This window comes from Halomonas sp. ML-15 (assembly GCF_014779595.1).
Taxonomy (GTDB): domain Bacteria; phylum Pseudomonadota; class Gammaproteobacteria; order Pseudomonadales; family Halomonadaceae; genus Franzmannia.
Map to the genome: position 1 here is coordinate 2,099,278 of NZ_JACXZT010000019.1, position 11,734 is coordinate 2,111,011.

Here is an 11,734-nt window from a genome sequence, read left to right on the forward strand (position 1 = left end):
CCTTAAGGCCGAGAGACGAGACGAACAGACTACGGTCTGGAAGTCACTGATGCCACGCTTCCAGGAAAAGCCTCTAAGCTTCAGATCATGTGGGACCGTACCCCAAACCGACACAGGTGGTCAGGTAGAGAATACCAAGGCGCTTGAGAGAACTCGGGTGAAGGAACTAGGCAAAATGGTGCCGTAACTTCGGGAGAAGGCACGCCGCGTTAGTGTGAAGGGACTTGCTCCCCGAGCACGAGGCGGTCGAAGATACCAGGTGGCTGCAACTGTTTATTAAAAACACAGCACTCTGCAAACGCGTAAGCGGACGTATAGGGTGTGACGCCTGCCCGGTGCCGGAAGGTTAATTGATGGTGTTAGGCCTCGGCCGAAGCTCCTGATCGAAGCCCCGGTAAACGGCGGCCGTAACTATAACGGTCCTAAGGTAGCGAAATTCCTTGTCGGGTAAGTTCCGACCTGCACGAATGGCGTAATGATGGCCACGCTGTCTCCACCCGAGACTCAGTGAAATTGAAATCGCAGTGAAGATGCTGTGTACCCGCGGCTAGACGGAAAGACCCCGTGAACCTTTACTATAGCTTCACACTGGATGCTGATGTTGTTTGTGTAGGATAGCTGGGAGGCTTTGAAACCCGGACGCCAGTTCGAGTGGAGCCAACCTTGAAATACCAGCCTGACATCATTGGCGTTCTAACTCAGGTCCGTTATCCGGATCGAGGACAGTGTGTGGTGGGTAGTTTGACTGGGGCGGTCTCCTCCTAAAGCGTAACGGAGGAGCACGAAGGTACCCTCAGCACGGTTGGAAATCGTGCATTGAGTGCAAGAGCATAAGGGTGCTTAACTGCGAGACAGACACGTCGAGCAGGTACGAAAGTAGGTTCTAGTGATCCGGTGGTTCTGTATGGAAGGGCCATCGCTCAACGGATAAAAGGTACTCCGGGGATAACAGGCTGATACCGCCCAAGAGTTCACATCGACGGCGGTGTTTGGCACCTCGATGTCGGCTCATCACATCCTGGGGCTGAAGTCGGTCCCAAGGGTATGGCTGTTCGCCATTTAAAGTGGTACGCGAGCTGGGTTTAGAACGTCGTGAGACAGTTCGGTCCCTATCTGCCGTGGGCGTCGGAAGTTTGAGAAGAGCTGCTCCTAGTACGAGAGGACCGGAGTGGACGCACCTCTGGTGTTCCGGTTGTCACGCCAGTGGCATTGCCGGGTAGCTATGTGCGGACAGGATAACCGCTGAAAGCATCTAAGCGGGAAGCCCCCTTCAAGATGAGACTTCCCTGAGGCTTTACGCCTCCTGAAGGGCCCAGCGAGACTAGCTGGTTGATAGGCACGGTGTGGAAGCACAGCAATGTGTTGAGCTAACGTGTACTAATGGCCCGTGAGGCTTGACCATATAACCCCAAGGGGTCTGTAGATTACGCGACGATTGACGGGTACGTAGAGACGTATCGCGAGTTGGCATGATTCCACTGTTTTTCGCCTGACGACCATAGCGTGCGGGAACCACCTGATCCCTTGCCGAACTCAGCAGTGAAACCGCTCAGCGCCGATGGTAGTGTGGGGTCTCCCCATGTGAGAGTAGGTCATCGTCAGGCACTTATTTAGAAGCCCCGGCCATTGGTCGGGGCTTCGCTATTTCAGAACCCCAGCTTCGAAAGAGGCTGGGGTTTCGTCGTTTAGGGGGCTTGCCGCGCTCATCTGACACCCCGGTCTCGAAAGAGGCTGGGGTGTCGTCGTTTGGAGATCGAGGGGTCGGGCCTACGGCGGAAGCTTCCGGTGCTGGGACCGAGCGCGCAATATGCTGGCAAATCAGCAGGAAGTAGGCGAAGCCCACGGCGGAGCTGGCAAAGCGTAACGTTAACGCTGCGGAATTCTCGCTAACCGGTGGCCCCAGCGCTCGTCAACCCCTAAAATGGTCGCCGAGTCAAAACGACCCAAACGACACAGACAAGTTGAAGGATGCTACCGTGAATCCGGTAAAGAAAACATTTCAGTACGGGCGCAGCACCGTCACCCTCGAGACAGGCCGCATCGCTCGTCAGGCCACCGGCGCCGTACAGGTGACCATGGACGATACCGTGGTGCTATGCACCGTGGTGGCGAAGAAAGATGCCAACCCCGCGCAGCCTTTTTTCCCGCTGGGCGTGTTCTATCAGGAAAAGACCTACGCCGTAGGCAAGATTCCAGGGGGCTTTTTCAAACGTGAAGGCCGCCCGACTGAAAAGGAAACACTGACCTCGCGGCTGATCGACCGGCCAATTCGTCCGCTGTTCCCCAAGGGGTTCATGAACGAAGTGCAGGTCGTATGTACCGTGCTCTCCACTGACCGTAACCACGATCCCGACATCGCGGCGATGCTCGGCACCTCAGCGGCGCTGTGCATTTCCGGTGTGCCGTTCAATGGCCCGATTGCTGCTGCCCGCGTGGGCTTCAATGAGGACAAGGGGTATTTCCTCAACCCCACCGTGGAAGAGCTGGCCAGCTCCGAACTGGATATGGTCGTAGCGGGTACCGACAAGGCCGTGCTGATGGTCGAGTCCGAAGCCAAGGAGCTGCTCGAGGACGAGATGCTGGGCGCGGTGCTGTTTGCCCATCAGGAGATGCAGGTGGCGATCGCTGCCATCAGCGAGCTGGTTGCCGAGGCCGGCAAGCCGAAGTGGGACTGGCAGCCGCCAGCAGAGAACACTCCTCTCAAGGAGGCCGTCAAGGCCGGCTTCGAGGCCAAGATCGGCGATGCCTACCGCATCACCGACAAGATGGCCCGCCAAGACGCCCTGGCCGCGGCCAAGGCCGAGGCGGTGGAGCAACTGGCCGGTGAAGGAGAGGACAAGTTCGATGCCGACGAGGTCAAGGGGGCTTTCGCCAGCCTCGAGAAGAAGGTCGTGCGTGCCCGTGTGACCAGCGGTGAGCCGCGTATCGATGGCCGCGATCACAAGACCGTGAGGCCGCTGAACATCGAGGTCGGCAATCTGCCCAAGACCCACGGCTCGGCGCTGTTCACCCGCGGCGAGACCCAGGCGATCGTGATCGCCACCCTGGGGACCCTGCGCGACGCCCAGCTGATCGAGTCGCTGGAGGGTGAGCGCAAGGACCGTTTCCTGCTGCACTACAACTTCCCCCCTTACTGTGTGGGCGAGACCGGTTTCATGGGTGGTCCCAAGCGTCGCGAGATCGGTCACGGCCGTCTGGCGCGCCGCGGCGTGCAGGCCATGCTGCCCAGCGAGGACGACTTCCCCTACACCATCCGCGTGGTCTCAGAGATCACCGAGTCCAATGGTTCGAGCTCGATGGCCTCGGTATGCGGGACCTCGTTGGCGCTGATGGATGCCGGCGTGCCGCTCAAGGCGCCAGTGGCGGGTATCGCCATGGGGCTGGTCAAGGACGACGACAAGTTCGCCGTGTTGACCGACATCCTCGGTGACGAAGACCACCTCGGCGACATGGACTTCAAGGTTGCCGGCTCTAAAGATGGCGTGACGGCCCTGCAGATGGATATCAAGATCGAGGGCATCAACGAGGAGATCATGGAGCAAGCGCTGCAGCAGGCCCATGAGGCGCGCTTGAGCATCCTCGAGCAGATGAATGTAGTGATCAGCCAGAGCCGCAGCGAAGTGTCCGAGAATGCGCCGTCGATGGCTACCATCAAGATCGATCCGGACAAGATTCGCGACGTGATCGGCAAGGGTGGCGCCACCATCCGCAAGATCTGCGACGACACTGGCGCCTCCATCGATCTCGACGACGACGGCACTGTGCGCATCTACGCCGAGGACAAGAAGGCCGCAAAAGCCGCGATCGATATCGTGCTCGGCATCACCGCCGAGGCGGAGATCGGCAAGCTCTACCTAGGCAAGGTGGTGCGTATCGCCGATTTTGGCGCTTTCGTCAACATCATGCCGGGCACCGATGGCTTGGTGCATATCTCGCAGATCGTTCCCGAGCGGGTCAACGACGTGCGCGACTTCCTCAACGAGGGTGACGAGGTGATCGTCAAGGTACTCGATATCGACAACCGTAACCGCGTCAAACTGTCGATCAAGGAGATTACCGAGGAAGAGAAGGCGGCGTTCAAGGCAGAAGTGGCCGAGACCGAGATCTAAGTCCCAAGCGACAAGGATCGAGGTGCAAGACAGACCGCCCCCGCAGCCGAGCTGCGGGGGCGGTTTTTTATGCGTGGCCAGACGCAAATTGCCGGGGCAGGCTGAGTCGACACTAATTGCAACTCCGCTTTATCAGCAGATAGTGACTTATAATGCCTACTATTGGGTAACGTATTGCTTATATCAGATGACTGAGTCGTATCCCCTTCAGCACACAATGAGGCAGTAGCATGAGCATCGGCATACCGCTTGCCCCCCATGCCAGCTATCGCTGGGTGATTCTACTGATTGCTACCCTGGCACAGACGGCGGCCTGCTTCTTCGTCCAGGGGATCGGCGCGATCGCCGTCTATGTCCAGGCGGATATGGGGCTTTCCGCGCTGCAGATCGGGGCGCTGGTCTCGGCGGCGCAGCTGGTGCCCTTGATAGGGCTGCTGATCGCGGGAGAACTGTTGGACCGATTCAGTGAGCGTCTGGTGGTAGGGCTGGGCACCTTGCTGGTGGGTATTGCGCTGAGTGTCGCCATGCTGGCCGAGAGCTACTGGGCGATGCTGCTGATCTTGATCATTGTCGGGGCGGGCTACAGCACTGCTCAACCCGGTGGTAGCAAATCGGTCGCCGCCTGGTTCGACAAGTCCCAGCGTGGGTTTGCCATGGGCATTCGTCAGGCGGGGTTGCCGCTAGGCGGGGCCTTGGCGGCGTTGGTATTGCCGCTGGTGGCGGTCACCTGGGGCTGGCGTGCCTCCTTTCTCGTCGGTGGCATGGTGGCGATCTTCGGCGCAATGGTGTTCATGCTCTTCTACCGAGCCCCCGCCGGACCGGTAAAAAGACCATCCGCTGGGCGCTTGGGAGACGTGCTACTGTCGCGACTGGCGATGATACGCGAGCCAGCCATGAAGCAGATCATGGCCTCGGGTATCAGCTTGATCTCGGTCCAGTACGGCATCCTGGTGTTTACCGTGCTCTATCTGCACAGCCGTTTGCAGATGGACGTGCTGCAGGCGGCGACGCTGCTGTTCGTGGCCCAGGCCGCAGGCGTGGCGGGGCGTATCGCATTGGCTGCCTGGAGTGATCGCTGCCGTTCGCGCTATTTCCCGGTGATGGTGTGCATGGTGGCCTCAATCGTCGGGCTATTTGTGCTGATCTGGCTACCGCTGCAATCACAGCTTTGGCTAGGCGCTCTGATGGCCTGGCTGGGGTTCTTTGGCTTCGGCTGGTATGGGCCCTGGGTGGCCTATGTGGCGGAGTCTGCGCCAGTCGACAAGACCGGCTTCGTGTTGGGACTGGCGATGGCCATTAACCAGGTCGCCATCGTATCCGTGCCGCCGCTGCTGGGCTGGATGCTGGATATGAGCGGGAGCTTTCTGCCTGGCTGGAGCCTGTTGTTGGCCATGACGCTGGTGGGTTTTTGGGTGACACGAAAAAATGCCCCGGATGCTAGATCTCGGGGCATATGATGGCTGGGAGCTTGGTGCCTTACCGCTCTATGGCCAGCGCCACGCCCTGGCCGCCGCCGATACACAGTGTGGCCAAGCCCTTCTTGGCATCGCGGGCGATCATTTCGTGGATCAAGCTGACCAGAATGCGGCAGCCGGAGGCGCCGATGGGGTGGCCGATGGCGATGGCGCCGCCGTTGACGTTGATCTTGGCCGCGTCCCAGCCGAGCTCCTTGTTGACCGACAGCGCCTGGGCGGCAAAGGCCTCGTTGGCTTCGACCAGGTCGAGGTCATCCAGCGACCAGCCGGCTTTCTCCAGGCAGCGGCGGGTAGCCGGTGCCGGACCGATGCCCATGATGCTGGGGTCGACGCCGGCGTTGGCATAGGCCTTGATGCGTGCCAGCGGCTCGAGGCCCAGCTGTTTGGCCTTGTCGGCGGAGCACAGCATCACCATGGCGGCGCCGTCGTTGATGGTCGAGGCGTTGCCAGCGGTAATGGTGCCATCCTTCTTGAAGGCTGGGCGCATGCCGGCGAGTTTCTCTGCGGTAGTGCCCGCGCGTGGGCCTTCGTCGGTGTCGAAGACCACCGGGTCGCCCTTACGCTGGGGAATCTCCACCGGCACGATCTGACCCTTGAACTTTCCTGCTTCGATGGCGGCGGAGGCCTTCTGCTGGGATGCGGCGGCGAACTCATCCATCTGCTCGCGGGTGATGCCGTACTTCTCGGCCAGATTCTCGGCGGTGATCCCCATGTGGTAGTCGTTAAAGGCGTCCCACAGACCATCGTGGACCATCGAGTCGATAGCCTTCCAGTCGCCCATACGCTGACCATTGCGCGAGTTGGGCAGAAGGTGCGGCGACGCCGACATGTTCTCCTGGCCGCCGGCGATGATCAGCTCGGCGTCGCCGCAGCGGATCGCCTGAGTGGCCAAGTGCAGGGTCTTGAGGCCGGAGCCGCACACCTTGTTGATGGTCATGGCGGGCACTGCGTCGGGTAGACCGGCCTTGATCGCGGCCTGGCGGGCGGGGTTCTGTCCCGTGCCGGCGGTCAACACCTGTCCAAGCAGCACTTCATCGACCTGGTCGCCGGCGACGCCGGTCTGAGCGAGAATGTCCTTGATTACCAGAGCGCCAAGGTCGCTGGCGGAAATGCCGGCCAGTGCACCGCCAAAGGTGCCGACGGCGGTACGGCGTGCTGCAACGATCACCACGTCTTGCATGTGAGACTCCTTGGAGTTGTGAGCAAATACCTTCTCAGCATAGGGGAGTCTTGTGCGCTGCGACAATCACCAAAAAGGGCAGACCGGTAATTCGGTATGCCCTTATTGAGTGCAGGTGGTTTTGACCCTGATGTCAGGCCAGCTGTACCGGAATGGCGTGACTGGTGTGGCTGACGTCATTGCCCTCCTGAAGATAGATCAGAACTGGCGTGTGGTTCTCTAACTCGGCGGCGCTGTAGTGGGCATAGCTGCAGATGATTACCCGATCACCGACGCTAGCCAGATGGGCTGCCGCACCGTTTACCGAGATGATCTGCGACCCCTCCTCGCCGCGGATAGCATAGGTGGTGAAGCGTTCGCCGTTCTCGACGTTATAGATCTGGATCTGCTCATTCTCGCGAATCCCGGCCATATCCAGCAGGTCGCCGTCGATGGCGCAGGAGCCTTCGTAGTTGAGCACGGCATGCGTAACACGGGCCATATGCAGCTTGGCCTTGAGCATGATGGTGTACATCGTTGGCAGAATCCTCGCGTGTCTGCTGCGCTAGCACGGCAGCGTTAGGGTCAGGTTATCGATCAGCCGTGCCGGGCCGAGTTGAGCGGCGGCGAGAATCACCGCCTCACGGCTGTCGGCTTGCAGCGGGCTTAGATCAGGAGCGCGCACCTCAAGGTAATCGGGGTCGAAACCACGTTCGACAAGGCGCTGTAGAGCGCTGTCGATGGACACAGCGCGTGGTTCACCTGCCAGCAGGGCGTCGCGCAGCTCGCACAGGGTGCGGTAGAGGCCGGGCGCCTGAGCGCGCTGCTCAGCGCAGAGATAGCCGTTACGCGATGAGAGCGCCAGACCGTCGGCGGCGCGCACGATGGGGACGCCGACGATCTCGATCGGCAGGTGCAGATCGCTAACCAGGCGGCGAATCACCGCCAGCTGCTGGTAGTCCTTTTCGCCGAAGCAGGCGACATCGGGCTGCACCAGATTGAACAGTATGCTGACCACGGTGGCCACGCCGTCGAAGTGGCCCGGGCGCGAGCCGCCGCAGAGGCCTTCGCTGACCTGCGGTACGCGGATTCGGGTATGGGTTTCAAGGCCGTGGGGGTAGAGGCTGGCGGTATCCGGGGTGAATAGCAGGTCGCAGCCGGCATTGGCCAGCCCGGCCTGGTCGTCGGCGAGAGTACGTGGGTAAGCATCGAGGTCCTCCCCGGGGCCGAACTGCATGGGATTGACGAAGATCGTCGCTACCACCAGATCGGCGCGCTGCCGGGCAGCCTGGACCAGCGCCAGGTGGCCGGCGTGGAGGTTGCCCATGGTCGGCACCAGGGCGATGCGACGGCCCTGGCGGCGCGGCGAATCCAGCGCCGCGCGAAGCTCGGCGATCTCTGACAGGGTGTGCATCAGAAGCTGTGCTCGTCGGCCGGAAAGCGGCGGGCCTTGACGTCCTCGTGGTAGCGACGGAAGGCGCCCTGGATATCGTCGGCCTCGGCCATGAAGTTCTTGACGAAGCGCGGCGTGCGGCCGTGGGTGACGCCGAGCACGTCGTGCATCACCAGGATCTGTCCGTCAACATCGACCCCGGCGCCGATGCCGATGACGGGCACCTCGACCGCCTCGCGTACCGCCCGCCCCAGGCTGGCTGGCACGCACTCGAGCAGGATCAGCGAGGCGCCGGCCTCGGCCAGGGTGCGAGCGTCGTCGACGATCTGCTCGGCGCGGGCATCGTCACGACCCTGTACCTTGTAGCCGCCGAGCTGATAGACGGTCTGCGGCGTCAGCCCTAGGTGGGCGCAGATTGGCACGCCGCGGCGCGTCAACTCGCGAATATCGTCGGCCATCCAGGCTTCGCCTTCGAGCTTGACCATCTCGGCGCCGGCGCGCATCAGCGCCCCGGCGTCTTGAAGCAGCCGCTCGCGGCTGGTGTTGCTCATAAAGGGCAGGTCGACCATCAGTAGGCTGGCACCCTTGCCACGCGCCGCGCAGCGGGTGTGATAGCAGATATCGTCGAGGGTGACCGGCAGGGTGCTACCGTGGCCCTGGAGGACCATGCCCAGGGAGTCGCCGACCAGCAGCACTTCGATGCCGGCCTCGGAGGCGGCGCGGGCGAAGGAGGCATCGTAGGCGGTCAGGCAACTGAAGGTTTCGCCGGCACGCTTGTAGGCCTGCAGCGTGCTCAAGGTGATCGTTTTCATGGTATCCGATCTCATCATTATCGTGCCGACGGCACTGATATCCACCGTCGTGCTGGCGTGGTTCGGCTCGGGTGTTACGTTACCTGTTACCGCCGGGCCGTGCGGTCGCGAAAACAGGGGTGAAACAGTAACAGTGGTGCGGCAACTCTACCGCTGGGGTAACAGCACGCGCAAGTCGTCGCCAGCGTGGTGGGCAGCCAGGTCGGCAATCCGGCGGCCGTCCGGCAGCCTCAGCGTGGGGGCGATATTGGCCAAGGGTAGCAGCACGAAGCCGCGGCTGGCCATGTGCGGGTGTGGCAGCGTGAGTCGTGATGTGGCCAGGCAGGTGTCATCGTAGAGCAGCAGATCGAGGTCCAGGGTGCGCGGTCCCCAGTGACGCAGGCGTCGGCGCCGATGGCGCTGCTCCACTGCCTGTAGCTGGTCGAGTAGCGCCAGCGGCGAGAGGCGGGTGTCGAGGGCGGCCACGGCATTGATGAAATCGGGTTGATCCTGAGGACCAACCGGGCGGCTGGCATAGCAGGGCGAGGCCGCTACGCATCGCGTCAACGGGAGGCGGGCAAGCGCCGCCAAGGCGCCCTGTACCTGGGCTAGCGGGTCGTCGAGGTTGCTACCCAGGCCTATATAGGCGCGGTGGGTATCAGTCATCTTGCCCGGAGGGAGATGACGCGCGGCGGCGACGCTTGCGAGGCCGTCGCTTGCGTGGTCCTGGCGTGCCGGCGGGGTCGGCATCGATCTTGCCCAGCAGGCGCCGCTGCTCATGTTCGTCGGCCTCCTGAAAGGCAGTCCACCAAGCGCCGAGGCCTGGCTCGAGCTCGCCGGCTTCCTCGCGAAGCAGCAGGAAGTCGTAGGCGGCGCGAAAGCGCGGATGCTCGCGGGTCTGGAAGGCGCGCTTGCCGCGACGCTTGGGCAGCCGCTGCTGAAGATCCCAGATATCACGCATCGGCATGCTGAAGCGTTTGGGGATCGAAATATGCTGCAGCTGGCGCGATATGGCCTGCTGAGACGCCGCCTGGAGGGCTGGAATCGGCGGCATACCGTCGTCGGCCAGGCGGGCCATGCGCTGGGTCACACCGGGCCACAGCAGTGCGGCGAACAGGAAGGCGGGCGTGACCGGCCGGCCCTCCTGAATGCGCGCGTCGGTGTTGGCCAGAGCGCGCTCGATCAATGCCTCGGCCCAGGGCAGTGCCGCGACGCTTTCGTCGGCCTCGGGGAACAGCATGGCAAACAGGCCGTACTCGCGTAGCAGCCTGAAGGTGGCCAGGGCGTGGCCGGCCAGCATCAGCTTGAGGATTTCATCGAACAGCCGCGCAGGCGGAATCTGCAGTAGCAGCGGCGCCAGTTCGCGAATCGGCGCCTCGGTGCTCTCGGCGATGGCGAAGTCGAGCTTGGCAGCAAAGCGAATGGCGCGCAGCATGCGCACCGGGTCTTCACGGTAGCGTGTCTCGGGGTCGCCAATCAGGCGCAGGGTGCGCGACTCGATATCGCGGAGGCCGTTGGCCCAGTCGTGGATCGAGAAGTCGGCAATGTTGTAGTACAGCGCATTGACCGTGAAGTCTCGACGCAGCGCGTCTTCCTCGACGTTGCCCCAGACGTTATCGCGCAGCAGCAAGCCATCTTCAGACTGCTGGGATAGATGGGTAGCGTGATCGTCGCCGGGGCGACCACGGAAGGTGGTGACTTCGATCACCTCGCGGCCGAAGCGGACATGCACGATGCGAAAGCGGCGCCCAATGATCCGCGAGTTACGAAACAGGTCGCGCAGCTGCTCAGGCGTGGCGTCGGTGGCGACGTCGAAATCCTTGGGCGCCAGGCCAAGCAGCGAATCGCGAATGCAGCCGCCCACCAGGTAGGCCTCGAAGCCAGCATTGTGCAGGCGATACAGTACCTTGAGCGCCGGCTCGGTGAACTGGCGCCGTGAGACCGGATGCTGGTCACGCGGAATGATCTTGAGCCCGTGGCTGACAGCGGGGCCGTCCTGGCTTCCGAAGAGACTCTTCAAACGTTCACCGGGGCGTTGGAGAAAGCGGGTAAATCCTTTGAACATGCAGCGATATCGACTCGCTATGGGCGAAAACTCCAGTGTAGCCGACCGCCGACACCTTGGAAACCATCTCGTTGCGCAATGCTGGCAGGGCCAGGTCTTCTGGGCACGCGAAAGGGGGAGGTCAAAAGACCTCCCCCGAAGCATGCGTTCAGCGGTCCGTGCTGATAATTTTTCTTCGTGATGGCGCATCGCCTTGAATACGCACCACAGTCAGCCAAGGATCAGCAGGCAAGCAACGCTTCTTGTTGTTGTCAATCTTCCTGGTGGCGACCGTCTCGTATTCAAAACAATAATCCAACCACGACGGCAGCAAGGCTACCTTCCTTCGGCCTGTTGTTATTGTTGCCGAAGGTGCACCTCTGAGACGCCTGTTGTTGTTGTTGCGCCTACACGGTGCGTCGCGTCCTGGTTCGTCTTCCGGACTCTCGACCTTGTTGTGATTGTTGAGATCGAGTCGCGGCAGCGGTGTGTTGTTGTTGTTGGGCTTCAAGAGCCGACCGACTGCTCGCGTGTCGTAGCCCGACGCAATATTGTTGTTGTTAAGCGTCGAGTCGCGCTGCCAGCCACCTTGTTGTTGTTACGTGGTAAGGACAGCGTCCGGATGTTGTTTTTCTTGCCCTAAGATATAGCAGTGACTGTGCCACGATGAATAAATACCTTATATTTCAGGTGTTTGGTCATTCTTCCATAAGATGTCGCCGATATGGCTGGCTGCTGTGTTACCTCCAGGGGGCCATGCTGG

9 protein-coding genes and 2 rRNA genes (1 of these 11 cut by a window edge) are annotated in these 11,734 nt (G+C 61.6%); 4 read left to right on the top strand and 7 right to left on the bottom strand.

Translation table 11 applies throughout. The annotated features are described in order from the left end of the window. The 4 genes from IEI94_RS21505 to IEI94_RS21520 form a co-directional block, all read left to right on the top strand. A 23S ribosomal RNA gene (locus IEI94_RS21505) occupies positions 1-1,402 on the top strand; it begins 1,622 nt to the left of the window's first position. Between the two features lie 86 nt (positions 1,403-1,488). Then, a 5S ribosomal RNA gene (gene rrf, locus IEI94_RS21510) occupies positions 1,489-1,604 on the top strand. A 372-nt stretch (positions 1,605-1,976) separates the two neighbouring features. Continuing rightward, positions 1,977-4,109 (top strand): polyribonucleotide nucleotidyltransferase, encoded by a 2,133-nt coding sequence (gene pnp, locus IEI94_RS21515; protein ID WP_191169248.1) that lies wholly within the window; start codon positions 1,977-1,979, stop codon positions 4,107-4,109. A gap of 230 nt (positions 4,110-4,339) precedes the next feature. Next, positions 4,340-5,566, top strand: a complete 1,227-nt coding sequence (locus IEI94_RS21520) for an MFS transporter (RefSeq protein ID WP_191169250.1) — start codon at positions 4,340-4,342, stop codon at positions 5,564-5,566. Between the two features lie 19 nt (positions 5,567-5,585). Here the strand turns inward: IEI94_RS21520 and IEI94_RS21525 are convergent, their stop codons facing one another. The 7 genes from IEI94_RS21525 to IEI94_RS21555 form a co-directional block, all read right to left on the bottom strand. Continuing rightward, a complete protein-coding gene (locus tag IEI94_RS21525) occupies positions 5,586-6,764 on the bottom strand; it encodes an acetyl-CoA C-acetyltransferase (RefSeq protein ID WP_191169252.1) in 1,179 nt (392 codons plus the stop codon). Between the two features lie 133 nt (positions 6,765-6,897). Further along, the gene (gene panD, locus IEI94_RS21530) at positions 6,898-7,278 is read right to left on the bottom strand and encodes an aspartate 1-decarboxylase (protein WP_191169254.1); all 381 of its coding nucleotides are present in this window, start codon (positions 7,276-7,278) and stop codon (positions 6,898-6,900) included. 30 nt (positions 7,279-7,308) lie between these two features. After that, a complete protein-coding gene (gene panC / locus IEI94_RS21535) occupies positions 7,309-8,157 on the bottom strand; it encodes a pantoate--beta-alanine ligase (RefSeq protein ID WP_191169256.1) in 849 nt (282 codons plus the stop codon). Continuing rightward, entirely contained in the window at positions 8,157-8,948 is a 792-nt protein-coding gene (gene panB / locus IEI94_RS21540; protein ID WP_191169258.1) for a 3-methyl-2-oxobutanoate hydroxymethyltransferase, read from the bottom strand. Before panB ends, panC begins: the two co-directional genes overlap by 1 nt. 147 nt (positions 8,949-9,095) lie before the next feature. Beyond that, a complete protein-coding gene (gene folK / locus IEI94_RS21545; protein WP_191169260.1) occupies positions 9,096-9,593 on the bottom strand; it encodes a 2-amino-4-hydroxy-6-hydroxymethyldihydropteridine diphosphokinase in 498 nt (165 codons plus the stop codon). Further along, positions 9,586-10,992 (bottom strand): polynucleotide adenylyltransferase PcnB, encoded by a 1,407-nt coding sequence (pcnB, locus tag IEI94_RS21550; protein ID WP_191169262.1) that lies wholly within the window; start codon positions 10,990-10,992, stop codon positions 9,586-9,588. The genes folK and pcnB overlap by 8 nt, the downstream gene beginning before the upstream one ends. A gap of 148 nt (positions 10,993-11,140) precedes the next feature. Beyond that, entirely contained in the window at positions 11,141-11,482 is a 342-nt protein-coding gene (locus tag IEI94_RS21555; protein ID WP_191169264.1) for a hypothetical protein, read from the bottom strand. Positions 11,483-11,734 lie beyond the last annotated feature (252 nt).